Source organism: Metabacillus sp. Hm71 (assembly GCF_051842955.2).
Classification (GTDB): domain Bacteria; phylum Bacillota; class Bacilli; order Bacillales; family Bacillaceae; genus Metabacillus.
This window is the reverse complement of the sequence record NZ_CM200278.1, coordinates 2,108,002-2,131,965: the sequence shown is the minus strand read 5'-3', so window position 1 is coordinate 2,131,965 and position 23,964 is coordinate 2,108,002. Positions and strand designations below refer to the sequence as shown.

Genomic DNA, 23,964 nt, shown 5'->3' with positions numbered 1-23,964 from the left:
TTTGCTTTTTAATTTTCAACTAAAAAAATATATCACGAAAGTAACATTTTTGCAATGATCATATAAATGGTTCATCTACAAATTTCATTATACCATTATGATATTATAATCACTTTGAAATAATTACGGAAGTTAATTAAAAACTTTGCTTGCATGAACTAAAGCGCAAGCATAAGGCGAATAGGAATAGAAGGTGTTCTTTACCTTCAATTCCTATTTGACTAGACCCTAGAGGCAGTTAAAAACTAGGGCGGCCTTATCTCTTAACTGCACTTGCACGTCCTGTGCTTCGCCGATGGCGACTGGAGCTAGACACTAAAACTAAGTACAGAATTTTATGCTTTCTTAAACTTTAAAAAACAAGGTGTCTAAAGTCCAGACACCTTAGACACCCCATTTCTCCACTATTTCTCTTCTTTTTTTCCCGCTTCACTTGCAAGCTGATCAAAGGATTTTACTTTGCCATGAGGATTTTGTGATTGTTTACGAACAGTCCATTGACGCTCTTGCTGTGATTTTGATTGTGTCATAAGATAACCCCTTTATCATCTAAGTGAACTACAGAAGCTCTTTAGCTTCTTATCTATTTTTTCCTAATGAAGCATTTTCATTCTAGAACCATTATGCTTTAAGAAAACTCATCGACCGGCGAGTGTTATAAGAAAAGCGCAAGCGCCTTGATCAGCCTAGGGCAAATAAGACGCTCATGAATAGAAGGCGTTCTTTGCCTTCAATTCATGAGTGGCTAGACCCTAGAGGGGCTAGACGCTGGAGCTAGACACTAAAACTAAGTAAAAAATTTTATACTTTCTTACCTTTTAAAAAAAGAACTTACAAATGTAAGTCCTTTAAGAAGTGGCAATATTTTTTTCAAGTAAGGCGGGGTTTGGCATTGCTTCCTTGTGCATCTTCGTTATTTCAAGATAACGGATATGATGATTTTCCATTTCTTTCACCTTAAAATTGTAGGAACCAAATTCAACAATGCCTCCTGTTTCGATCTCATACTGATTGGTTAAGACCCAGCCTCCAATTGTATCAACATCGGTATCGTCAATATTGATACCAAGCAGCTCATTTATTTCACTAACAAGCACTTTACCGTCAATAATATATTTCGAATCACTAATTTTTTGAATAAGCGGAACCTCGTCGGCATCAAATTCATCACGAATTTCTCCGACTATTTCTTCCAAAATGTCCTCAACCGTAACAAGACCAGCTGTTCCACCGTATTCATCAATTAGGATCGCCATGTGAATTCTTTCCTTTTGCATTTTTAAAAGCAATTCTTGAATAGGAACCGATTCTGGTACCTGAATAATTGGCCGAATATACTTTTTAATGGAAAAAGACTGCCCGGCATCGACATGGATGAGATCAGTAAATATTTCTTTGATATTAACCATACCAACTACATGATCCTTGTCTCCATCTACAATTGGATATCTGGTATATTTTTCATCTTTAATAATTTCTAATTGCTCCTGGATCAGAGCATCAATTGATAAGGAAATAATTTCGGTGCGCGGCACCATGATTTCTTTTGCAATTCGATTATCAAATTCAAAAATTTTATTAACATATTTAAATTCAGACTGATTAATTTCTCCGCTCTTATAGCTTTCAGAAAGAATGATCCTTAACTCTTCTTCACTGTGTGCTAGCTCATGCTCTGAGACTGGTTTTAAACCAAAAATTCCTGTAATAAAGCGAGCTGATCCGTTTAAAGCCCAAATAAACGGGTACATAATACGATAGAAGCCCATCAAAGGTCGTGCAAACCATAAACTGATTGCTTCTGCCTTTTGAATGGCAACCGTTTTCGGTGCTAATTCACCAACAACAACATGTAAAAAGGTAATCGTTGAAAAGGCAATGACAAAGGATAATACTGTAGCGATCGAGTTAGGAAGATCAAAACGTTCAAATAAAGGTTTTAACAAATGTTCAATTGTTGGTTCACCAAGCCACCCTAAGCCCAATGCTGTAATCGTTATTCCTAATTGGCATGCTGACAAATATTCATCTAGATTATCAATGACTTTCTTTGCAGCATTTGCCTGTTTGTTTCCTTCTGCAATTAATTGGTCAATACGAGAGCTCCTAATTTTAATGATTGCAAATTCAGAAGCAACAAAAAAACCCGTAAGAGCGATTAAAATTGCAACAAGCAACAAATTGACTATGTCCAAATAAGCTTCCTTACTCCGTCATAAACGGAAAAGGAGTCACCTCCTGAGTGTTAAATCAGAATCAAAAAACACAGGCTCCTTGTTTAGCTCTCTAACTTTAGACGTTCAGGTATAATAGTTTAAACATATCCATTCATCATAAAAATGTACTTTCAAGGCTAAACAAAAGTGCCAAGTCAATTTCTAATTATTTATATGAGCGTCCGCTTGGAGTAAAATAAGGGATGCTGTTTGTATATTCAATTTTAACACTGCCCCATATTATCACCCCACAATATATATTGAATTAATCATAATACGATCAAACTATACAGTCAAACGTAACACTTAGCTGATTTCTTAAATAAATATGTGAAATACCGTTTAATAATACCTTTTCCATTGAAAAACAGCTTATTATGACCGTAAATGAGTGATAAAGCGATAATTGGCAGGTTTTAACTAGAATCAAGAGTATTTTTTTGAATTTTTCAATATTTCGAATAGTGTTTATGTATGTAGCTTTACAATATTAAAAAAATCCTCATAAGTATCCAAATAAAAATCAGCGCCTTTTTCCTGGTTTTGAAACAAGCAAGTATACAAACCCACTTCTTTAGCAGGAATAATATCTAAAAGACGATCTCCTATTGCTAAATCCAAACTGTATTTTTCATGCAAATACTGATAGGCCGTAGAATTAGGTTTCCTTGGAAAACCATCATCGCCGGCTACAATTTCACGAAAATAATGATTCCAGCCATAATAATCGAGAATAAATTGAACCTCTTCTCTTGGCTTATGTGTCATAATAACATTTGCATTGGAATATTTTAAAACCTCTTCAACAAAAGGAAACGGTTTCTTATGCTCTGGTGACAAGGATTTATCCTTCTCTCTAAATTCAACTATGCTTTCATTTGTAAGATTAAAATTCTTAGCGGCATTTGAGACAGACACTTTAAGCTGATTTAAAATGTCTTCCTTTGGTATTTTTCCATTTAATATCTCATACATAACTTCTGTAAATGCAGGGTATGTATCAAACAAAGTGCCATCAAAATCCCATAAAATGTTCAATATATTCTTCCTTTCAATGGTTAAAATTCTTAGTGGTTTTGAGATTGTTAATATATATCCATTTTATCATATTCAACTTATTTTCTTGGGACCTTCTTCAACATTAATAGAGCTAACACCCCTAGGCAAATATAGCCGAAAATTGGATACAATAACGATATTAAAGAACTATAACCAAACTTACTAATAAAAGCGGCAGCACTTAAAATAGCAATCACAATGACCATCCGCGGTAGATTAATATAAGATAAAACCTGTTTTTCAAGTCCAAATAAGTTACCAATAACCGATGTAAAAACTTCTCCATAAATTACTGCAATGTAGATAAAATAAAAGGCATAAAACGTCGTTTTCATAGCTTCAGCCATCGGTATTTCATATTGAGTTAAATTTGGTAATGTAGATAATGCCAGATGGCTGCTGATTAAAATAATCGTTAAGAGAAGTCCGCCAAGAAATCCTCCTCTTTTCAACACTTTTTCATCCTGAATCTCATTTGCTAAAGGCACTAGAACAGCTGCAGACATTGTCAAGTTAAACGCGGCATATGAAAAAGCAGACAATATCCATTTAAAAGACGAAGCTGGTTCGCTCGGTATGTTAAAAAAAGGTTCAATAGAAAACGATCGAACAGCAAGTATGGTACTAAATAATATTAACATCGGAACAACAATTATATTTACGCTGAATAGCCCGTTTACACCAAAAAACATAACCCCGATTGTAAGCAAAATCGTTATGATTACTCCGATTCTTACGGGAAGATTAAGCTGCTCATAAAAAATCGCACCAGCACCAGATAACATAATTGAAGTTAAACCTAATAGAATGATAAGCATAAAAAGATTAACAAAGCTCCCGAACTTTCTCCCAAATAAAAAAGTCATTAAATCCTGGTACGACTCTGCATTTATTCTTTTTGAAAGAACAAGCATTTTGATCCCAAGAGATATAAAAAGAAATCCGGCTAACAAAATACCAGCAAGTCCAAAAACACCGTATTTCGTGAAAAATTCAACGATTTCCCTCCCTGTTGCAAATCCCGCTCCAACTACAGTCCCGACATATACTGCTGCAACCTGAAAGGAAAAAACCCAAGATTTCTTCTTCATCCAGCACACCTCACTAAAGTTTACCAAAGCTTGTATCATTATATGAAGAAAAGCTGGGATGATTCTTTTCTCTTTGAAACTATGATTATAATGGTAAAAATTCCTATATATTTTTTAAAAGCAAAACACTTGAAAGTCAAAAAAGGTCAAAGTATACTATAGTCAAAGATGGTCAAACAAATGGCCATTTTCTTTATCACTCATTGGTCAAAAAACATCAAAGCATCTTATTTAAAGAACTTTACAAAAAATTTATCCCATCTTAACGGGCAATAACCCCCCACCTCAAGATTCAAAAGAAGCTAAGAAGATAAGTGGGGGATAACTTTCCGTAAAGGTCCGATAAGTCTTGCTAACCATCAGTGGGGAAGCAGAAAAACCCCACTGATAGAAGTCTCACTTTATAGAAAAGGGGTTTTTTAAATGATGTGTGAAAAATGTAATAAGAATAAAGCTGCTATCAATTTAACAGTACAAATTAATAGTCAAAGAGAACAAGTAACATTATGTCATGATTGCTATTCAACCTATAAACAGTCAATTCCTACAGGATTTTCAAGCGGATTCTCAGCATTTTCATTTGATGAGTTCTTTAAAGGAATACAACAAAGCCAAGCTTCACAATTTACAAGTACTAAGCCGCAAACACAAGGAAGCGGCGGAGGAATATTAGATCACCTTGGCCGCAACTTAACAAATGCAGCTCGTGCCGGACTAATTGATCCTGTCATTGGCCGTGATGAAGAAGTTGACCGTGTTATCGAAATTTTAAATCGCCGTAATAAAAACAACCCGGTTTTAATCGGTGAGCCTGGTGTTGGTAAAACAGCAGTTGTTGAAGGTCTAGCCTTAAAAATTGCAAATGGCACTGTTCCATCAAAGCTTGCTAATAAAGAAGTATATCTTTTAGATGTTGCTTCACTTGTTGCAAGCACAGGTATTAGAGGTCAATTTGAAGAGCGCATGAAAAAACTAATTGAGGAGCTTCAACAGCGTAAAAACATCATTTTATTCATTGATGAAATTCATCAGCTTGTAGGTGCCGGTTCTGCAGAAGGTTCAATGGATGCAGGCAATATTTTAAAACCTGCATTAGCCCGTGGTGAACTTCAAGTTGTTGGTGCAACAACACTTAAAGAATACCGAACTATTGAAAAGGATGCTGCACTTGAACGTCGCTTCCAACCGGTAATGGTTAACGAACCGTCCCTTGAGCAAGCTGTAAATATTTTAAAAGGACTTCAAGAGAAGTATGAAAATTATCACCATGTAACATACTCAGAGGAAGCAATTAATGCTTGTGTTACTTTATCCCATCGCTATATTCAAGATCGCTTCTTACCTGATAAGGCAATTGACCTATTAGATGAAGCAGGTTCTAAAAAGAATTTAGCGATTACGAACGTTAATAAAGAACAAATAAAAGAACGTTTAAAACAGCTGGCTAAACAAAAAGAAGAAGCAACAAAAAATGAACACTATGAATTAGCTGCTAAGTTAAGAGATGAAGAAGACCGTCTCGAGGCTCAACTAAACAAAGAAGCAAATTCCGAAAAACCGACAGTTGATGTTGAGGATATTCAAGAAATCATTGAAAAGAAAACAGGCATACCTGTCGGAAAGCTTCAAGAAAATGAACAAGCAAAAATGAAGCATTTAGAGAAGCGTTTATCGGAAAAAGTAATCGGACAAGCTGATGCAGTCAAAAAAGTCGCTAAAGCGATTAGAAGAAGCCGCGCAGGCTTAAAGTCTAAAACAAGACCAATTGGTTCCTTCCTCTTTGTTGGACCAACAGGGGTAGGGAAAACCGAATTAACTAAAACACTGGCTGAAGAGTTATTCGGCTCAAAAGATGCTATGATTCGTCTTGACATGAGTGAATATATGGAGAAACATTCTGTTTCCAAAATCATCGGTTCACCTCCAGGTTATGTTGGCCATGATGAAGCAGGTCAATTAACCGAAAAGGTTCGCCGAAATCCTTACAGTATCATTTTATTAGATGAAATTGAAAAAGCACATCCAGATGTTCAGCATATGTTCCTGCAAATTCTTGAGGACGGCCGTCTCACTGATAGTAGCGGACGCACAGTAAGCTTCAAGGACACCGTCATTATTATGACAAGTAATGCAGGGATTGGAGAAAAGCGGATCACTGTAGGCTTCGAAACGGACTCAAATACTGGAGTTGAAGAAAGCCAGCTTTTACAATCACTAGGATCTTTCTTCAAGCCTGAATTCTTAAACCGCTTTGATAATATTATTGAATTCTCTTCCCTTAAAAAGGACGACCTTAACAAGATTGTTACATTAATGCTTAATGAATTGGCTTCTGTTTTAGCAGAACAAGACATTACCTTAAAAGTGACAGATAAAGCGAAGGAAAAACTAGCGATTTTAGGCTACCATCCAACATTTGGTGCAAGGCCGCTTCGTCGTGTCATCCAAGAACATGTTGAGGATGAACTAACTGACCTTCTATTAGATGAAGGGGATGTGACAAGTGTAACCGTTGATGTTGAAAATGATGAAATTATCGTTAAAAAGTAAAATAAATATAAGGCTGTCTCACTCAGATGAGGCAGCCTTATATTTATTTTATCTAATTAACAACATGAAATATGGTAAAATTTCCTTATTATAAAACGCATTGACCTTTAAGAGAGGAGAACTTAGATGATTTTTTTTCGACGATTTTTCACTAGAATCATTCATATGAATAATTGGATTCTTATTTTCGCTACTTTATCGTTAATTCTTGGCAGCAGCTACATCATTTATTTTTTAGAGCCTAAAACCTTTACCACCCCTTTTGAAGGTCTTTGGTGGACAATGACAACCATTGCCACTGTAGGTTACGGAGATATTTCCCCTACAACTGTCAACGGGAAATTATTTGCCATGTTTTTGTATATAGTCGGGATTGGACTTATGACGATTTTCATTGGAAAGGTAATTGATTTTTTGAGCATTCGAAAAAGGTTGAAGGAGGAAGGTAAATTGAAAATTACTGTAGAAGATCATATTATTTTAATCAACTGGACAAAAAAGGCTGAAATTACGTTAAAAGAACTCTTAGCTACATTCCAAAACATACGAGTTGTTATTATTGATGAAGAGATGTCCAAAACTCCTATTTTCCATGAACAGGTTGATTTTGTAAATGGAAATCCTGCAAATATTGATATCCTTCACCAAGCAAATTTACTTCAATGTAAATCGGTCATGATTTTTTCTCCAGAAGGATTAATGACAGCTTCTCAAGCTGATGGACGTACTTTGCTAATTGCTTCAATGATTGAAGGAATTGGAAAACAGAATCATCGAAACATTTATACGATTTGCGAGGTATCAGATTCAAAACATATAAACGCATTTGTTCATGCAAATGTAGAAGAATTTATAACCCCTAACGACACGGCAGCAAACTTAGCGGCTCGCTCAATTCTCTTTAACGGATCAAGTGAAATTATTAGGCAGTTGACAAGTCTCCAAGGTTTTGACCTATATTCCATTCCAAAAAACAATGAATGGACGACATATGCAGATGCAAGTCAAGCATTGGCTGCTAAAGGTGCACTCCTTATTTCCAATGGAAATGACTTATCCATCATTAATCAACATAATCACCCCATCCCTCATGATGCTAAATTATTTATTATTTGCAATCATTCTACTTATCTTGAGATTATTTCGTAATTCATTATTTCGAGGGGCAGGCACATCTGCTCCTTGTCATGGTTGAACCTTTTTATACATAGATATGTAAAGAGGTGTTAACGATGATTAAATACTCAACTCTATTACTCTTAATTTCCTTCTTTTTTCTCATTTTTAATGGATCTTCATTAGGATTTATTCTTTATCAAGAACGATTGGGTGATCTGTTCGGGATTATTCTATTTTGCAGTACTAGTCTGCTCGGTGCTTTGCTTTCTTCCATTGCCTTTGAAAATCAATCAACCTATTATTCCAGTCTTATTTTCAATGCTCACCTAGCTGTAACCCTATTACCCCTTTATTATTACGGAATCTCAAGCCTATTAATGAAGTTGTAAGTACATCTTAAGTCTCAAATTTTTCAGACACATATATGAATGAAACCTCCTCCATTCACCTGATGAAAAAGGAATAATCTTCCTTTAAGATAAAGGCACAACATCAAGAATGGGGGAAGTAAGATGTATCCTAATGAATACACTTTGAAAAAATTATATAAATTAAATAATGATGCGCTTGAAAAGAACTTACATGAACAAACCTATAGAATGTTTGATAAAAATATACAGAAAGCTCCTTTCATGAAACGAATCATCACATTTATTTTTAAAACACGGTGAAATGGTACCGTGTTTTCTTTTTTATCCCATTAGTTTTTGCTAAAACTGTTTTCGTAAACTTTGTTGCAAAAGGCCCTTTGCTAAAAGAAAAACTAAAAAGTTATAAAAAATAACCGATATAAGTAATAAGAAAAATTTTAGGGAAAATGGTGATTTACAATGGATAAAACGTCAATAATCGGACTGATTCTGGCTATCATAGCAGTTGGATTAGGTATGATTATGAAGGGTGTCAGCCCTGCTGTCTTACTTAATCCTGCTGCCTTATTAATTATTATTTTAGGAACTATTGCATCGGTTACAATTGCATTTCCTACTAGTGAAATTAAAAAAGTCCCCAAGCTTTTCGGAATTCTTTTCAAAGATAATAAATCTCATACCATTGAAGAGCTGATTCCTTTGTTTTCTGACTGGGCTCAAGTTGCTCGTAAAGAAGGATTACTTGCTTTAGAAGCAAGGATTACAGATATCGATGATCCTTTTTTAAAAAATGGTTTGCTTATGGCGGTTGATGGCCAAAATGCAGAGTTTATTCGCGATGTTATGAGTGAAGAAATTGCAGCAATGGAGGAACGTCACCAAGCATCTGCTGCGATCTTTACTCAAGCTGGTACTTACGCGCCAACTCTTGGCGTACTAGGAGCTGTTGTAGGCTTAATTGCCGCCCTTTCACATATGGATAATACAGAAGAGCTGGGAAAGGCAATTGGTGCGGCGTTCGTTGCCACGATGATGGGCATTTTCACAGGATATGTCCTTTGGCATCCATTTGCGAATAAATTAAAGCGGAAGTCCAAGGAAGAAGTGAAAGTTAAGGAAGTGATGATCGAAGGTGTCCTCTCTGTTTTAGAAGGACAAGCGCCAAAAGCTATTGAACAAAAGCTATCTACTTATCTACCTGTTCATGAAAGAAAGAAATTAAACACTGCACTTACTGAAGGAGAGAGTGTAAATGGCTAGAAGGAAGAAATATAAACACGATGAAGATCATGTGGATGAATCATGGCTTGTTCCCTATGCCGATTTATTGACACTTGTTTTAGCTTTATTCATTGTTTTGTTTGCAATGAGCTCTGTAGATGCTCAAAAATTCCAGCAAATTGCAAAAGCCTTTAATTCAACCTTTGCAGGTGGAACAGGTGTTTTGGATTACCCAAGCCCAACAACTAGTGATGAAATGGAGCAGCTGAATATTCAAGATAAACAATTGACAAAAGAAGCCGCTGAAGAAGCTCAGAAACAATTAGAACAAGAAAAGCTAAAAGAAGTACAAGATAAAATTAATGCCTATATTAAAGAAAATATGCTTGAAACAAAATTAAAAACAACCCTTACCGATGAAGGCCTGTTGATTACCATATTAAATGATATTTTTTTTGATTCTGGTAAAGCTGAAATTCGAGAGAAAGATAAAAAGCTTGCAATGGAAATTTCCGAGCTACTTGTGATGAATCCACCCCGTAATATTATTGTAAGCGGGCATACTGATAATGTTCCTATTAATACTTCAGATTTTGATTCTAACTGGCACCTAAGTGTTATACGGGCCGTTAACTTTATGAAGCTGTTAATTGAAAACGAAAAGCTGGATCCGAAAGCGTTTAGTGCAAAAGGCTTTGGTGAATATAAACCTGTTGCAACAAACGATACAAAGGAAGGCAGACAAAAAAATAGACGTGTCGAAGTATTAATTCTTCCCTATGAACAAAAATAAGGAGATAAATAACCTTTAAAAAAGGGTCTCCCTTAAAAAACAATATATGGAACCACTTGTATTTGAGGTTCTATATAATAAGTTTTTAAAAGGCAGACCCTTTGTTTTTTAGAAAATCCATTACCAATCCTACTTGTTCAAAAGATCGTTTGCATGATAACCTACTTTTTTAAGAAGCTCTGTGACCAATTTTTTTTCCTCATCAGAAAGGACGCTTACAATTTCATTGATCCTTTCTTGATGCGGTGGGAAAATTTCTTCGATCAACTGCTTCCCTTTATCAGTAATTTGTGCGTGTGTGACTCTTCGATCTTTTGGGCACGCTCTTCGTACAAGCAAGCCTTTTTGCTCTAATTTATCCACTACATAGGTAATACTTCCGCTTGCCAGTAAAATTTTCCCTCCTATTTGCTGTAAAGGCTGATCACCTTTATGATAAAGAAGCTCTAATACCGCAAACTCTGTAGGGTTTAAATTAAATGTTGATATATGCTTATTTACCACATCGTTAAATGCTCGATGTGCACGTGAAAGAACGATAAAGAACTTTAATGATTCTTCAATTTGATTTGATTTTTCCATTTCAACTCAATCCTTTAATAATTATCTTGAATTCAAAACAATTTTATTTCTATAATAGAGGAACATTTCCATCAAGTCAATATTTTATATTCTTTTTTGTTTGCAAACTTTTATGATGAATAATAGATGGTATCTATCATTATCTTATACATTTACATAAATGACTATAAATAAAAGGTGAGATTGCCCAAGTTTTTGTGTAAATCCCATACCATTCATGTCATTTTCATCACTATATTTGCATAGAATTTTATACATTGTTTCAATTTTGAATATTTCCGCGCTATAATAATTCATATGGATGAATTATTGCAAAGGTATTATCATTCAAAGGAGCATACATATATGTCTGGCGTTTTATTAGGTAGTATATTATCTGCATTATCTACAGGATTAGGAGCCCTCCCTATTTTGTTCTTACAAGGCACGATCACCCATCGTTGGCGTGATATTTTACTAGCATTTACTGCGGGGATTATGATGACAGCTGCAATGCTTGGGTTAATTCCAGAATCATTAAAATATGGCGGTGTACTGGAAGTTTCGATTGGTTTATTTTTAGGTGTGCTTATTTTAACAACATTGGAAAAGGCGATTCCACATATTGATTTAGAACATACCAAAAGCGGTATTAAATTCGACGAAAAGGCAATGCTGATTATCGCAGCGATTACCTTGCATAATTTGCCTGAAGGATTATCAGTTGGGGTTAGCTATGCCTCTGACATAAGTGATACAGGAAACTTAATTGCATTTGCAATCGGATTACAAAATGCACCGGAAGGATTTTTAGTTGCCTTGTTTTTAATTAACCAGAATATCGGCAAAGCAAAAGCATTTTTAATCTCCACAGCAACAGGAGCGGTGGAAATTGTCGCATCTCTGCTTGGTTTTAATCTAACCAATATTGTAAGTTTCCTTGTCCCATATGGTCTATCCTTTGCAGCAGGTGCGATGCTGTTTATAATTTATAAAGAGCTCATTCCTGAAAGCCATGGTGATGGTAATGAACGAAATGCAACCTATTCATTTATCACCGGGATCTTATTTATGGTGATTTTAATTAATAGCTTTTAATGGATTCGACAAAAAAAGAGACTGTCTTAAAAGGGTTTTACCTCCCATTTCGACAGTCTCTTTGCACTGAAAACTCAGCTTATTTTTCAATGAACTGAAGAGAATAATTGTCCGCTAGTGTCCAGCTTGTCATTGTATGGACAAATTCATAAAATGGATCTATTGTACCTTCCTTTTCTTCTATAAGAATAAGTTGATATTTATTTAAAAGCTTGTCCAAATCTTGACTACACTTTAAAGCTGAATCACTTGTTAAGCCCTCTGTATTTGCAGTCTCAATCATTTCTTGTCTCTTATTGTTAATTGTTTCAAGAAGCTTTTCTTTTAATCGATCACGATTCATCGAGAGCCCCTCCTTGTATTTAGGTAAGTTTTATTTAATTCTTTGGATAAAACTTACTTACTTTTGTAAGTATTACAGATTTTGCCAAGTTTGTAAATACTTTTGCATATTTTGACAATCTTTTAGTCACATTACTTTGACATTTTTCAACGATCCTCATTTATTTACTTGTTACTCTATTCCCATTCCATTCCAAATTTAAACTCTTATATTAAATAATGTATTCAGAAAGACATGTTTTTTCAATTCCTGGTTAGACTATTCAAAAACCAATTATCCTTTAGCGGTACAAGCAGGGTATAGCAAGGAGACATGTGTATGAAAATGCTTCTATTACTCGGATTCCTTTTCACAACATTTATGCCGTTAGAAATACATGCAGCAAACAATCAACAAGTCCGTGAGGAAAAACATGTTGCGATTGTCATTGATGACTTTGGTAACGGGATGAAGGGCACTGAAGAAATATTGTCATTACCAATTCCACTTACTGTAGCTGTCATGCCCTTTCTTTCAACAACTGAAAAGGATGCAAACCTTGCCTTTGCAAAGGGGCATGAGGTGATTGTTCACCTTCCAATGGAGCCGTTACATGGTAAAAAAAGCTGGCTGGGACCTGGTGCGATAACAACAGATTTATCAGATGGCGAAATAAGAGAACGAGTGAATAAAGCAATTGATGCTGTTCCTCATGCAGTAGGAATGAACAATCATATGGGATCAAAGGTAACAGCAGATAGGCGTATTATGAGAATCATTTTGGAGGTTTGCAAAGAAAGAGGCCTATATTATTTAGATAGTAAAACAACTGGTAAAAGTGTTGTTGCAGATTTGGCAATGGAACTCGATGTTCCCTATTTAGAAAATGAGCTTTTTTTTGATGAGCAATATACAATCGCTCATATAACGAAACAAGCAAATCTGTTAATGAATAAAATAGCGATGGATAATGAAATTATTGCCATTGGCCATGTTGGAATTGCAGGGGAAAAAACAGCTTCTGTACTTAAGCAATATATCCCTATGGTTAAACAAAAGGCAGAAGCAGTTACACTTTCAAAATTAATTTTTGATCCAGAAGAAGTGACAGACTTAGATTAAGAAAAAATGGAAAAAAATTTCACTACTATTGCATTTTTGTTTATTTCTTCATATACTATTTTTATATGAATGATCGAAAGGGTGAATGTTGAAGCAATGAAGTTCTAATCTTTTTTCTTAGGCCATTATATTCAATGATTTGAAATATAACGAAACCTAGAGAAATTGGATTAGTCTGCCATTCTTCAACATATACATGAAACAGCAAAAATTGATAATTAGTTGGTCACTTTTTGTTTATATCATTATGTATATTTTGGCATGTCAAATCTCTCTAGGCTCATAGGGAGGTTTTTTTATGTTTATGTTACAAGTGAGAAATCTAAAAAAGGTTTTTGGTGAAAAAATCGTATTAAACGATCTTTCATTTGATCTTTATAAAGGTGAGCGAATCGGCCTTGTTGGATCTAATGGAGCTGGAAAAACAACCTTGGCAAATATACTATATGGAAGCTTAGCACCTGATGAGGGAAACATAAAAAGAAACAATGATTTACGGATAGGATACCTGCTGCAATCAGTTGATTATTCTGTAAATGATTTCAACTATTTATCCGCTGAATTTCTTGAAAGTGCAAGTGAATTAGGTTTAAATAAAATACAAACTTGGGAGCAGGAACGTTTTCATCATTTAAGCGGCGGTGAAAAACTAAAAATTGCCTTAGCGCAAATCTGGTCGTCAAATCCTGATATTCTCATTTTAGACGAACCAACCAATCATCTTGATTTTCAAGGAGTCCATTGGTTAATTAGCCAGCTTGAAAATTTCCGCGGTACTGTCATCATCATTTCGCATGATCGTTTTTTCTTGGATAAAACAGTTACCAAAATATTTGACTTAGACCATGGAAAATTAACGGAATATAATGGTAATTATTCTGCTTACCGTAAGGAAAAGAAAAAACGTTACGAAGACCAATTACATCAATATGAAGTTCAACAAAAATATAAAGCAAATGTGGAAAGCCAGATCACTCAGCTACAACAATGGTCTGGAAAAGCGCATCGAACCATGCGAGATCAAGAAGGCTTTAAAGAATATCATGGCGTAAAGGCAAAGAAGATTGATAAAGCAATTAAATCAAAAATGAAGAGATTGAATAAAGAGCTTGAAAAAAATAAAATTGAAATACCTCAAGAAGAGAAAAAGGTTCGCTTTCAATTTGAAACGAATAGAAAACGAGGAAAGAGAATTGTTGAAGCCAAACATCTTACTAAAATGTTCGGAGACAGGTTTCTTTTTAAAGACAGCCATTTTTATGTAAATCATAGCGAGCGAATTGGAATCGTTGGACCAAACGGATCTGGAAAAACGACTTTCCTAAACATGCTTTTGGAAAAAGAGACATTAACGTCTGGTGAATTAATAAAAAGTCCTTCCTTAAAAATCGCTTACTTAAGCCAAGATGTTGCTGACATGGCTCTGTCTCAAACAGGGATTGAAGCATTGCAAATTACTGCAAAGGATAAGCTGTTTCAAGCGAGAACCATCCTTGCAAATATGGGGATGAAGGCAGATAAAATCTCGCAACAAATTGGCACACTCAGCTTAGGTGAACGCACTCGGATTAAACTAACCAATATGTTAATGAGCGAATATGACGTGTTGATATTAGATGAACCAACCAATCATTTAGATTTAGCCAGCCGTGAGCAATTAGAAGAAACATTAAGTGAGTTTACCGGAACAATCCTCATTGTCTCACACGATTATTATTTTATGAATAAGCTCTGTGATAAACTTCTCGTTATTGAAGAGCAAAAAATCAAGCGAGTAGAAATGAATCTCGAGCAATACGAATTGAAAAAACAGCAGCAAAAAGCCAGCCCAAACAAACAGCAATTGGAAGAGGAATTATTGCGTATAAATACCAAAATATCTGCTGTTCTTGGTGAATTAAGCCTGCTTACACCAGAAACAGATAAATATAAGGAGTTAGATGCTGCATTTACAGCTCTGACAAATAGAAAACGTGAAGTAAATAAAAAGCTTGGTCTCTAACTAATTGATCACTACGTGCTATACTATAGAAAAAAGCGTAGAGTTTAAGCAACACCTCTACGCTTTTTAAAATTATTTATTAACTTCTTCTTGATAAGGGTGCGCCACCCATCCTTCTGTTTCAATAAATAGCCGAACAGCTACAACTTGGCGATCGTCCATCAATGTGAAGAAATGTGGATTTCCTTCAGGTACAGAAATGACATCCCCTGCTTCAAGCTCAACATCAAAATAGCCTGTTTCTTCATCACCTTTAATGATAAAAATGCCATGTCCGGCAGTAATAGCTCGAACTTCATCTTCTGTATGAGTATGTACTTGTTCAAATTTTTTGAGCAAGTCCTCTAAGTTTGGCGTAGCATCTGATAATGCAACAATATCCCAGGTTTTATATCCTCTTCTCTCAGCTAAATCTTCAATCTCTTCTTTGTAAGTTGTCAAGATTTCTTCTTTTTCTTGATCAGTTAAAACAAACTTATCCTTTAAAGCAGCCGGAAGTTTATTTATATCCCAATGTTCATATAATACACCTTGTTTTTCTAAGAAGCTTAAAACATTATCATGACCTTGAATCACTTCTTTTGTATTTCTAACTTTGATCACTGCCATTTTCCTTCTCCTCCATTTTAAATAATATGTTATATTAATCAGGATTAACTATTTGTTCAGCATAAGGTTTTTGCAGGTGAGCAGCTTTAAATGATAGGAAAACAAAAATTCACTCGCTTCTAAGTATTTTTTAGCTTCCAATGCATCTCTTCCCCATACAGTAATTCCATGATTTCTTATTAGAACAGCGCCAGCATCTTCGTTTACAAATTGCGTGAATTCAGCGGCTAAGGTTGGAATATGTGCATGATTATAAATAATTGGGATGGTAAATTCAGCATCTTCATCCCACAATCCATATGCCTTAATGATTTCTACCCCTTTAAACGTAATACATCCTTTGTCACCATAAAGTTCAGAAATGACATTATTGTCAACTGTATGAACATGCAGGCTGCACCCAGCATTTGTTTTGTTAAAAACCTCTACATGAAGCAGTGTCTCTGCAGAAGGCTTTAAATGAGTGTTCTCAACTGGCAGACCTTGGCCATCTACAAGCAGGAAATCCTCTTTTGTTTCCTTCGTCTTATCCTTCCCGCTAGCTGTTACAAGAAAGCTGAGGGGGTGATCATCAACCTTTATGGCTAAATTACCACTAGTACCAGGAAACCAATCACGGTTAGCTAACACTCTTTTTATATCAGCAAGTTCTTCCCATCTTTGGTCCAATAGGCTCATGCTTTCACCTCCTCAAGGGAATCTAACACTTGAATCACATCATAAAAGGTTGTAAACGCTCGATGTGGCAGCTGTAAGTCTTTCGATTTTTCCAATAATAAATCCCTTGCTATCACGAGATCTGCCAGCTTTGCAGCTTGTAAATCTGTTATTGAATCGCCAATGACTATTTTGCCTTGTTCATTATCTGTTAACCTTTTAATAAGAGAAGGTTTACAGCAGCCGCAATCATTTTTACAAGTTTCATCACAGCTATACGGCCATTCAATCTGGATCATTTCCTGTGAAAAATCCGCTCTGTTACAATAAATTTGTTTCTCATCCACCAAACCGTTAAGGAGCGGATAAACAAAAAAGTCAATTCCCCCGCTTACGATGTATAGAGGAATATGGTTATCTTTCGTATATTGGACAAACTCTTCAAATCCTGAACGAATTTTTGCATGAGTTAAAATAAACTCGATAATCTCATTTTTTAATGAAGATGGCAGCAGCTTAAACATGCTGCCTACACCTTCTTTTACAGATATCCTTTGTGAAAGAACATCATCTTTAAGCTCATTCCATTCAGGAGGCGCAAATCTTTTCATGATCGCAATAATGTTATCCGTTTCCGTGATCGTTCCATCAAAATCACAGATAATTGCTTTGTTGATCATTTGCTCACCTCTTTTGCACCCCAGAGGTCAATGGCAAGATTAAGATCTGCACTTTCCGTTGCCGCTTCATGTAATGAAACCCCAGAGAGCACAGCATCAATTGCCGCACGAAATGCTTGTCCGCCTCCTATTGCTCCGTTTGGATGCCCATGAACTCCGCCGCCTGCATTAATCACTGAATCTTTACCAAAATCATGGATTAAGAGTGGTACAAGTCCCGGATGAATGCCGGCAGAAGGTACAGGGAATGACTGCTTATATGTTTCCTCATGTAAACAATTTGCAGCAATACCTAACGCTTCTTCACGATCCAATGCAACACTTCCGTACGGAGACGGAAATAAAGAAAAATCTGCTCCAGCGACACGCAAAAGTTTTCCAAGCAAAAGCGAGCTTGAAAAGCCGTAAAGACTTGAAGCTGTTGAAGCTCCGCTTACAGCTGGATGCGCCATAATTGGAATCGAAATATCAGGATCTTCAGCCAAACTTTGCAGCACATCAAGACCATAGGCAAACACATTGAATAATAACACATTCGCCCCAAGCTCAACCGCACGCATTGCTTTGTCTTTTAATTCGAATGTTTTTCCAGATAAATTGACTGCATATAATGCCTTGTGGCCTGTTTCTTCAAAGACATTTCGCAACACCTCTTTACCTGCGATTATTCTATCTTCAAAAGGTGTTAACGGATTATCAAACAAGATCTCATCGTCCTTGACTAAATCAACGCCGCCTAATACCTGCTGTTTTAGCTGCTCCTTCAAATACGTAAGGTCTCTCCCAATCACGCCTTTAAAAATACTCATCAACAGAGGTCTGTCATAGACACCAAGTAAATCGCGAATCCCAGAAACACCAAATTTAGGACCAGGAAAAGCTTTCTTGACTTCATCTGAAAATTCTAAATCTATTAACTTCACTTCTCCATCTAGTGAAAGCTTGCCAAAAACAGTCGTTAAAATGGCAGGAAGATCATGACTATAATTTAAACTAGGATAAGCAATTTTCAGCTTTCCAATCGTAACACGTTTCCCTAAATAGTGATTTGTATTTTCACAATTTTCTAGTTGCACGACTTCTAATACTCGACCTTTATGTGCTTTTAACTGTTCCTGCTCAAGCAATGGAAGATCTGTCCAGGACCCGACTGTTAAACCTAAAGCAATCCCTTCCGCTTTTTTATTTAAATCTCCTTTAGCATCATGAACAAGATAAGTAGCAATTACTTCACTCACTTAAAACCCTACTTTCTTAAAACACTTTTAGATTTTCTGAATTTTTTTATTTATCATTCTTATAGTACCACTTTTTATAAAGGCATGCTTCTTAAAACAATTCCTATTTCTTGAACAATTATGGCTGTATACAAACTAAAACAGCCTCTTCGATACTCATAGATATCGAAGAGGCTGTTACAAGCATGAATAACAAGCATATCTCCTTATCTATCAGCATAATGCTGCAAGAATTAGCACCGTGCTTAAATCCATCTTAAGTCGGTTGCCGGGCTTCATAGGGCTAGTCCCTCCACCTGCTCTTGATAAGAACGAAACGTTCATAATAATCATTAAATTTTGTGAAATTACTAAGGATTATGACAGAACATTTTCCAACTGTCAATAATGATTTTTTAAAACAGGTTTAAAGCTTTTATTCGCTCAGCAGCTTCCGCCAGTCTTTCTTCAGAAGTTAAAAGACCAATCCTTACATAGCCTTCACCATGTTCACCAAAACCGATCCCGGGCGCAACAACAACATGCGCCCTCTCTAATAAATAATCAGCGAAAGCCTCTGATGATTCAAACTGACTTGGCACTCGCAGCCAAGCAAAGAAAGAACCGGCTGGAGCCGTTACATCCCAACCAATTTCTGCCAACGCCTTTATAAAAACATTTCTTCGTGATTCATAAAGAACATTTAACTCTTCAACACATGATTGAGAGCTTAATAAAGCATGTGCAGCAGCCTCCTGGATCGCACTAAAAACACTGACATACAGATGATCCTGTAAAAGATTGAGCGCCTCGATAACAGAAGGATTTCCGACAGCAAACGCAATCCGCCACCCTGCCATATTAAAGGATTTTGAAAAAGTATAGATTTCAATTCCAACCTCTTTTGCTCCTTTTGTTTGTAAAAAGCTCATTGGCTGCTTACCGTCAAATCCTATAGCTCCATATGCAAAATCATGAACAACACAAATATCATTCTCTCCCGCAAATTTTACTGTCTCTTCGAAAAATTCCTTTGTAGCAGTAGCCCCGGTTGGATTGTTTGGATAATTTAAAAACATCAGTTTTGCTTGTTTCACCGCTTCCTTCGACAAGCTATGATAATCAGGTAAAAATTGATTTTCACTAATGAGCGGCATCATTTCCATTTTTGCTCTCGCAAGCTCAACACCTGACCAATAATCAGGATAGCCCGGGTCTGGTACAAGTACAATATCACCAGGATTTAATAAACATTGCGGAACCTCAACAAGACCTGCCTTTCCCCCGAAGAGAATTGCCACCTCTGTTTCCGGCTCGATTTCCACTCCATATTCCCGTTTATAAAAGGCTGCAACCGCCTCTTTTAGGAACAACTGCCCCCGGAAAGGCGAATATTTATGGTAAGCCGAATTTTCAACCGCTTTTTGCATCGCTTTAACAATATGATCTGGTGTGGGTTGATCGGGATTTCCTTGACCTAAATTGATCACATCATGTCCTTGTTCAACTATTTTGTTAACCTTTGCAACTAGGCTAGCAAAAAATTGCTTTGGCAATGACTTTAATAGATGTGATTGTTCATAGTTTTTCATTTTTAACACCTACTCAAAAAATTCTTGAAATTCTAGTCACAAATCATATATTGTTAGAATCAACTTGTAAAGTAAAATTTTTAAAATGAAGGTGTGATTTAAATGAAACCTATCATAACTTGCATACAATTAGATATTAAATTTGGTGATCCATCTTTTAATTATCGACAAGTAGAAGAAAAAGTGGCATCGATTATTGAAAAAGAAAAACCATCCATTATTGTTCTTCCTGAGCTTTGGACGACGGGATATGATTTAACGCGTTTAGATGAAATTGCCGATGAAAACGGCGAACAAACGAGAAAATTCATTAGTGAACTTGCGAAAAAATATCGAGTTAACATCGTTGGAGGTTCTGTAGCCAAAAAGGTGGAAGATCAAATAACAAACACGATGTACATATTCGATCATCAAGGGGAATTGGTTAACGAATATAGTAAGCTCCATTTATTTAAATTAATGGATGAACATCATTACTTAACAGCGGGAACTGAAAAAGGTTTGTTTAACATTGCTGACATACATTGTGCTGGTGTAATCTGCTATGATATTCGTTTTCCCGAATGGATTCGCGCCCATACAACAAGAGGTGCAGAAGTATTATTTGTCGTAGCAGAATGGCCGCTGCTGCGACTCCATCACTGGAGAACACTGCTATTAAGCCGTGCAATTGAAAATCAGTGCTATGTTGTAGCCTGTAATCGCGCCGGCTCTGATCCAAATAATGAATTCGCCGGTCATTCTATGATTATTGATCCATGGGGAACAGTGATTGCAGAAGCTGACGAGAAAGCCGGTTCCATCTCTGCAGCGATCGATGCTGAAATGGTTAAAACCGTTAGAAGCAAAATCCCTGTCTTTGATGACAGATTACCTGAATTTTATCATTGATTATTGAAAATAGTGTTGACAAATTTAATAAATCATTGGTAAGATGCTAATCAAACGTTCTATTTTTCTTAAAATGTTAAATGTTCTAAAAATAACAAACTTTAAAACATTAACTTCATAATGTTTAACAAGATTGATCTCTTATCAAGAGTTGGCAGAGGGACTTGGCCCAATGAAGCCGCAGCAACCGACCATACTACCATTGCAAAATGGGGTGATATACATTCACCTTGGAGTTTATCCAGTAGGGCACGGTGCTAATTCCATCAGAAAGAATATCTTTCTGACAGATGAGAGGTGCGAAGCGAAGTCTTCAAGCCTCTTTCATACGAAAGAGGCTTTTCTTATTTTAGAGAAAAGCCTCCAACAATCAAACTTATTTGGGGGTATTTATTATGTGTGCTGTAAAATCATCCGGCTATGAACCATTAACAGAAAACGGGGCTATTGCCCTAGCAAAGCGTCTTCAATTATTTGATGAAAAAAGCAACCTAACCTGCAATGAGATCGGTGATGGAAACTTAAATCTCGTTTTCAAGGTAAAAAACATCGATACAAACGAAAGCATTATTATCAAACAAGCTCTGCCATATGCAAAGGTTGTCGGTGAAAGCTGGCCATTAACATTGGACCGGGCTCGTATTGAAACCTATGCTCTCTTAAAGCAAGGTGAATTTGTTCCACAATATGTTCCAAAGGTTTTTTACTCTGATGAGAAGCTTGCCATTACGATCATGGAAGACTTGTCACATCTGCAAATTTCCCGAGCTGCGTTAATAGAAGGCAAGGATTTGCCGCTTCTTTCAAAGCATATTGGGGAATTTTTAGCAAAGACATTGTTTTACACATCAGACTATGGGGCAGATCAGCATGTAAAAAAATCATTGGTTAAACAATTCATTAATCCCGATCTTTGTAAAATTACTGAAGACCTTGTCTTTACAGATCCATTTTTTGACCATGACACAAATGAGTATGAACCCGAACTTCAGAAGGATGTTGAACAGATTTGGCAGGATGAGGCGCTTAAGTTAGAGGTAGCAAAGCTGAAACAAAAATTCTTAACAAAAGCTGAAGCCCTTTTACATGGCGATTTACACACAGGCAGTATTTTTGCTGACGAAAAAGAAACAAAAGTGATTGATCCTGAATTTGCATACTTTGGACCTATCGGTTTTGACGTCGGTCAAGTTTTTGGTAATTTTCTATTGAATGCAATCTCACGGCATAGCGAAAAACAGGATGTGCTCCTCAATCATCTCATTACAACGTGGAATGTTTTCGTTGAAGAATTTACAACAGCTTGGAAAAAGGATGGCCTTGAAATCTATACGAAGGTTGATGGCTATTTAGAATATGTATTATCAGAAATTTTCGAAGAGTCGGTTGGTTTTGCAGGCTGCGAAATCATTCGCCGTACAATCGGCCTTGCTCATGTGGCAGACCTGGATACCATTCAGCCATATGATAGAAAAATTGCTACAAAACAATTTGCTCTAACACTCGGAAGCGAACTGATAAAAAATCAAAAAACAATAAAAAGACCTGAGCAATTTATTGATTTTGTCAAAGAAACCGTCAAACAATAATCAGTTTATGAAGGAGTATTACAAATGGCATTAAATGACTTTTCGATTCCTCGTTCTGTTATTTGGAAGGATGAATCTATTTCTCTATTAAACCAACAAAACATCCCTCATGTTACAGAATACCTTGATCTAACAACGGTTGAAGAAGTATGGGATGCTATTCAAACTTTAAAAGTAAGAGGTGCTCCTGCAATCGGAATCACAGCCGCATTTGGTCTGGCATTAGCAGCCCTGCAGGATTCATCAGAGACAATTGAGGAATTTAAACTTACGATTAAGAAAAAACGGGACTATTTAGCAAGCTCAAGACCTACTGCTGTCAACTTGTTTTGGGCATTGGACCGATTGGTGGCATGCATTGCGGATGTCAAATCAATTAACGAAGGAAAAACACGGATTGTCCAAGAGGCCATTCAAATCCAAATTGAAGATGAAAAGGTTTGCCGTTTAATTGGTGAGCATGCACTATCTGTTTTTAATGATGGTGATCGAATTATGACCATCTGTAACGCCGGCTCTATTGCTACAGCAAAATACGGAACAGCTCTTGCCCCTTTTTATTTAGCAAAAGAGCAAAACAAAGAGCTAAAAGTTTTTGCCTGTGAAACACGCCCGGTTCTTCAAGGTTCACGCTTAACCACATGGGAGCTAATGCAGGCTGGCGTAGATGTAACGTTAATAACTGATAATATGGCGGCTCACACGATTAAATCGAAAAATATCTCTGCTATCATCGTTGGTGCTGATCGCATCGCAGCAAACGGTGACACAGCAAATAAAATTGGAACCTTTAATTTAGCTTTATTAGCGAATGCATTTAACATCCCTTTTTACGTAGCTGCACCTTTGTCAACATTTGACCCTTCTATTGCTAATGGTGAGCAAATTCCTATTGAGGAACGAAATCCTAAAGAGGTAACAGAGCTTAACGGAGTTCAAATCGCACCTGAAGGCGTAAAGGTATTTAATCCCGCTTTTGATGTCACTCCTAACAACTTAATCGCGGGAATTATTACGGAGAAAGGCATTATATCAGATAATTATCAAGAAGAAATTACACAACTATTCAATAGGTAAACAAATAAAACCTTAGTCCGCTATCAGGGCTAAGGTTATTTCGATTCATATCTTGATTCTCGTTTCTCTTACTTTTCCCTATTGCTTCCACTTTTCAAGTAATTGGTTTTTCTCAGTCTCTGAAATG

Annotated in this window: 22 protein-coding genes and 2 riboswitches; of the genes, 11 read left to right on the top strand and 11 right to left on the bottom strand. The window is 36.2% G+C overall.

Annotation, left to right across the window (positions count from 1 at the left end; translation table 11 throughout):
- Positions 1 to 404: 404 nt before the first annotated feature.
- The 4 genes from ACSVDH_RS10010 to ACSVDH_RS09995 form a co-directional block, all read right to left on the bottom strand.
- The gene (locus tag ACSVDH_RS10010) at positions 405 to 530 is read right to left on the bottom strand and encodes a DUF6254 family protein (protein WP_299092932.1); all 126 of its coding nucleotides are present in this window, start codon (positions 528 to 530) and stop codon (positions 405 to 407) included.
- 318 nt (positions 531 to 848) lie between these two features.
- Entirely contained in the window at positions 849 to 2,195 is a 1,347-nt protein-coding gene (locus tag ACSVDH_RS10005) for a hemolysin family protein (RefSeq protein ID WP_439249325.1), read from the bottom strand.
- A 489-nt stretch (positions 2,196 to 2,684) separates the two neighbouring features.
- Positions 2,685 to 3,254: an HAD-IA family hydrolase gene (locus tag ACSVDH_RS10000; RefSeq protein WP_439249324.1), complete on the bottom strand. Its 570-nt coding sequence runs from the start codon at positions 3,252 to 3,254 to the stop codon at positions 2,685 to 2,687.
- 77 nt (positions 3,255 to 3,331) lie between these two features.
- The gene (locus tag ACSVDH_RS09995; RefSeq protein WP_439249323.1) at positions 3,332 to 4,366 is read right to left on the bottom strand and encodes a YkvI family membrane protein; all 1,035 of its coding nucleotides are present in this window, start codon (positions 4,364 to 4,366) and stop codon (positions 3,332 to 3,334) included.
- Between the two features lie 423 nt (positions 4,367 to 4,789).
- On the opposite strand from ACSVDH_RS09995, the gene ACSVDH_RS09990 reads away from it, so the two are divergent.
- The 5 genes from ACSVDH_RS09990 (at position 4,790) to motB (ending at position 10,420) form a co-directional block, all read left to right on the top strand.
- On the top strand, positions 4,790 to 6,916 hold the full coding sequence (locus ACSVDH_RS09990; protein ID WP_439249322.1) for an ATP-dependent Clp protease ATP-binding subunit: 2,127 nt from the start codon (positions 4,790 to 4,792) through the stop codon (positions 6,914 to 6,916).
- 126 nt (positions 6,917 to 7,042) lie between these two features.
- The gene (locus ACSVDH_RS09985) at positions 7,043 to 8,065 is read left to right on the top strand and encodes a potassium channel family protein (RefSeq protein WP_299092926.1); all 1,023 of its coding nucleotides are present in this window, start codon (positions 7,043 to 7,045) and stop codon (positions 8,063 to 8,065) included.
- 83 nt (positions 8,066 to 8,148) lie between these two features.
- A complete protein-coding gene (locus ACSVDH_RS09980) occupies positions 8,149 to 8,424 on the top strand; it encodes a hypothetical protein (RefSeq protein ID WP_439249321.1) in 276 nt (91 codons plus the stop codon).
- A 441-nt stretch (positions 8,425 to 8,865) separates the two neighbouring features.
- Positions 8,866 to 9,666 carry a flagellar motor stator protein MotA gene (motA, locus tag ACSVDH_RS09975; RefSeq protein WP_439249320.1) on the top strand — a complete coding sequence of 267 codons (801 nt, stop codon included), beginning with the start codon at positions 8,866 to 8,868 and terminating at the stop codon, positions 9,664 to 9,666.
- A complete protein-coding gene (gene motB / locus ACSVDH_RS09970) occupies positions 9,659 to 10,420 on the top strand; it encodes a flagellar motor protein MotB (RefSeq protein ID WP_439249319.1) in 762 nt (253 codons plus the stop codon). Before motA ends, motB begins: the two co-directional genes overlap by 8 nt.
- Before the next feature lie 129 nt (positions 10,421 to 10,549).
- Here the strand turns inward: motB and ACSVDH_RS09965 are convergent, their stop codons facing one another.
- Positions 10,550 to 11,002, bottom strand: a complete 453-nt coding sequence (locus ACSVDH_RS09965) for a MarR family winged helix-turn-helix transcriptional regulator (RefSeq protein ID WP_439249318.1) — start codon at positions 11,000 to 11,002, stop codon at positions 10,550 to 10,552.
- Between the two features lie 345 nt (positions 11,003 to 11,347).
- Here ACSVDH_RS09965 and ACSVDH_RS09960 point away from each other — a divergent pair, with 345 nt between their 5' ends.
- Entirely contained in the window at positions 11,348 to 12,079 is a 732-nt protein-coding gene (locus ACSVDH_RS09960; RefSeq protein WP_439249316.1) for a ZIP family metal transporter, read from the top strand.
- Between the two features lie 79 nt (positions 12,080 to 12,158).
- On the opposite strand, the gene ACSVDH_RS09955 is transcribed toward ACSVDH_RS09960, so the two are convergent.
- Positions 12,159 to 12,422, bottom strand: coding sequence for a Spo0E family sporulation regulatory protein-aspartic acid phosphatase (locus tag ACSVDH_RS09955; protein WP_439249315.1), 264 nt, complete (start codon positions 12,420 to 12,422; stop codon positions 12,159 to 12,161).
- Between the two features lie 318 nt (positions 12,423 to 12,740).
- On the opposite strand from ACSVDH_RS09955, the gene ACSVDH_RS09950 reads away from it, so the two are divergent.
- Positions 12,741 to 13,523, top strand: coding sequence for a divergent polysaccharide deacetylase family protein (locus tag ACSVDH_RS09950; protein WP_439249314.1), 783 nt, complete (start codon positions 12,741 to 12,743; stop codon positions 13,521 to 13,523).
- A gap of 298 nt (positions 13,524 to 13,821) precedes the next feature.
- A complete protein-coding gene (gene abc-f, locus ACSVDH_RS09945; protein WP_439249313.1) occupies positions 13,822 to 15,525 on the top strand; it encodes a ribosomal protection-like ABC-F family protein in 1,704 nt (567 codons plus the stop codon).
- 72 nt (positions 15,526 to 15,597) lie between these two features.
- On the opposite strand, the gene mtnD is transcribed toward abc-f, so the two are convergent.
- The 5 genes from mtnD to ACSVDH_RS09920 all read right to left on the bottom strand — a co-directional run bounded on the left by mtnD (position 15,598) and on the right by ACSVDH_RS09920 (position 20,280).
- The gene (gene mtnD, locus ACSVDH_RS09940) at positions 15,598 to 16,134 is read right to left on the bottom strand and encodes an acireductone dioxygenase (RefSeq protein ID WP_439249312.1); all 537 of its coding nucleotides are present in this window, start codon (positions 16,132 to 16,134) and stop codon (positions 15,598 to 15,600) included.
- A 48-nt stretch (positions 16,135 to 16,182) separates the two neighbouring features.
- Positions 16,183 to 16,812, bottom strand: a complete 630-nt coding sequence (locus tag ACSVDH_RS09935) for a methylthioribulose 1-phosphate dehydratase (RefSeq protein WP_439249311.1) — start codon at positions 16,810 to 16,812, stop codon at positions 16,183 to 16,185.
- A complete protein-coding gene (locus ACSVDH_RS09930; protein WP_439249310.1) occupies positions 16,809 to 17,471 on the bottom strand; it encodes a 2-hydroxy-3-keto-5-methylthiopentenyl-1-phosphate phosphatase in 663 nt (220 codons plus the stop codon). The genes ACSVDH_RS09935 and ACSVDH_RS09930 overlap by 4 nt, the downstream gene beginning before the upstream one ends.
- Positions 17,468 to 18,709 (bottom strand): 2,3-diketo-5-methylthiopentyl-1-phosphate enolase, encoded by a 1,242-nt coding sequence (mtnW, locus tag ACSVDH_RS09925; protein WP_439249308.1) that lies wholly within the window; start codon positions 18,707 to 18,709, stop codon positions 17,468 to 17,470. Before mtnW ends, ACSVDH_RS09930 begins: the two co-directional genes overlap by 4 nt.
- Positions 18,710 to 18,912: 203 nt before the next feature.
- A riboswitch (SAM riboswitch) is annotated at positions 18,913 to 19,021 on the bottom strand.
- An 83-nt stretch (positions 19,022 to 19,104) separates the two neighbouring features.
- Entirely contained in the window at positions 19,105 to 20,280 is a 1,176-nt protein-coding gene (locus ACSVDH_RS09920) for a pyridoxal phosphate-dependent aminotransferase (RefSeq protein ID WP_439249307.1), read from the bottom strand.
- A gap of 102 nt (positions 20,281 to 20,382) precedes the next feature.
- Here ACSVDH_RS09920 and ACSVDH_RS09915 point away from each other — a divergent pair, with 102 nt between their 5' ends.
- The 3 genes from ACSVDH_RS09915 to mtnA all read left to right on the top strand — a co-directional run bounded on the left by ACSVDH_RS09915 (position 20,383) and on the right by mtnA (position 23,837).
- Positions 20,383 to 21,171 (top strand): carbon-nitrogen family hydrolase, encoded by a 789-nt coding sequence (locus ACSVDH_RS09915; RefSeq protein WP_439249306.1) that lies wholly within the window; start codon positions 20,383 to 20,385, stop codon positions 21,169 to 21,171.
- Positions 21,172 to 21,309: 138 nt separating this feature from the next.
- Positions 21,310 to 21,468: riboswitch (SAM riboswitch) on the top strand.
- 98 nt (positions 21,469 to 21,566) lie between these two features.
- Positions 21,567 to 22,760, top strand: a complete 1,194-nt coding sequence (gene mtnK, locus ACSVDH_RS09910; RefSeq protein ID WP_439249305.1) for an S-methyl-5-thioribose kinase — start codon at positions 21,567 to 21,569, stop codon at positions 22,758 to 22,760.
- Between the two features lie 24 nt (positions 22,761 to 22,784).
- Positions 22,785 to 23,837 carry an S-methyl-5-thioribose-1-phosphate isomerase gene (gene mtnA / locus ACSVDH_RS09905; protein ID WP_439249304.1) on the top strand — a complete coding sequence of 351 codons (1,053 nt, stop codon included), beginning with the start codon at positions 22,785 to 22,787 and terminating at the stop codon, positions 23,835 to 23,837.
- Positions 23,838 to 23,964: the final 127 nt, after the last annotated feature.

Excerpts from the sequence above, each read along its gene's own strand:
- motB (WP_439249319.1), top strand. The coding sequence starts at position 9,659 with ATGGCTAGAAGGAAGAAATATAAACACGATGAAGATCATGTGGATGAA.
- ACSVDH_RS09980 (WP_439249321.1), top strand. The coding sequence starts at position 8,149 with ATGATTAAATACTCAACTCTATTACTCTTAATTTCCTTCTTTTTTCTC.
- ACSVDH_RS09920 (WP_439249307.1), bottom strand. The coding sequence starts at position 20,280 with ATGAAAAACTATGAACAATCACATCTATTAAAGTCATTGCCAAAGCAA.
- mtnD (WP_439249312.1), bottom strand. The coding sequence starts at position 16,134 with ATGGCAGTGATCAAAGTTAGAAATACAAAAGAAGTGATTCAAGGTCAT.
- ACSVDH_RS09930 (WP_439249310.1), bottom strand. The coding sequence starts at position 17,471 with ATGATCAACAAAGCAATTATCTGTGATTTTGATGGAACGATCACGGAA.
- ACSVDH_RS09990 (WP_439249322.1), top strand. The coding sequence starts at position 4,790 with ATGATGTGTGAAAAATGTAATAAGAATAAAGCTGCTATCAATTTAACA.
- motA (WP_439249320.1), top strand. The coding sequence starts at position 8,866 with ATGGATAAAACGTCAATAATCGGACTGATTCTGGCTATCATAGCAGTT.
- ACSVDH_RS09960 (WP_439249316.1), top strand. The coding sequence starts at position 11,348 with ATGTCTGGCGTTTTATTAGGTAGTATATTATCTGCATTATCTACAGGA.
- abc-f (WP_439249313.1), top strand. The coding sequence starts at position 13,822 with ATGTTTATGTTACAAGTGAGAAATCTAAAAAAGGTTTTTGGTGAAAAA.
- mtnK (WP_439249305.1), top strand. The coding sequence starts at position 21,567 with ATGTGTGCTGTAAAATCATCCGGCTATGAACCATTAACAGAAAACGGG.
- ACSVDH_RS09950 (WP_439249314.1), top strand. The coding sequence starts at position 12,741 with ATGAAAATGCTTCTATTACTCGGATTCCTTTTCACAACATTTATGCCG.
- ACSVDH_RS09935 (WP_439249311.1), bottom strand. The coding sequence starts at position 16,812 with ATGAGCCTATTGGACCAAAGATGGGAAGAACTTGCTGATATAAAAAGA.
- mtnA (WP_439249304.1), top strand. The coding sequence starts at position 22,785 with ATGGCATTAAATGACTTTTCGATTCCTCGTTCTGTTATTTGGAAGGAT.
- ACSVDH_RS09955 (WP_439249315.1), bottom strand. The coding sequence starts at position 12,422 with ATGAATCGTGATCGATTAAAAGAAAAGCTTCTTGAAACAATTAACAAT.
- ACSVDH_RS09995 (WP_439249323.1), bottom strand. The coding sequence starts at position 4,366 with ATGAAGAAGAAATCTTGGGTTTTTTCCTTTCAGGTTGCAGCAGTATAT.
- ACSVDH_RS09985 (WP_299092926.1), top strand. The coding sequence starts at position 7,043 with ATGATTTTTTTTCGACGATTTTTCACTAGAATCATTCATATGAATAAT.
- ACSVDH_RS10010 (WP_299092932.1), bottom strand. The coding sequence starts at position 530 with ATGACACAATCAAAATCACAGCAAGAGCGTCAATGGACTGTTCGTAAA.
- ACSVDH_RS09965 (WP_439249318.1), bottom strand. The coding sequence starts at position 11,002 with ATGGAAAAATCAAATCAAATTGAAGAATCATTAAAGTTCTTTATCGTT.
- ACSVDH_RS09915 (WP_439249306.1), top strand. The coding sequence starts at position 20,383 with ATGAAACCTATCATAACTTGCATACAATTAGATATTAAATTTGGTGAT.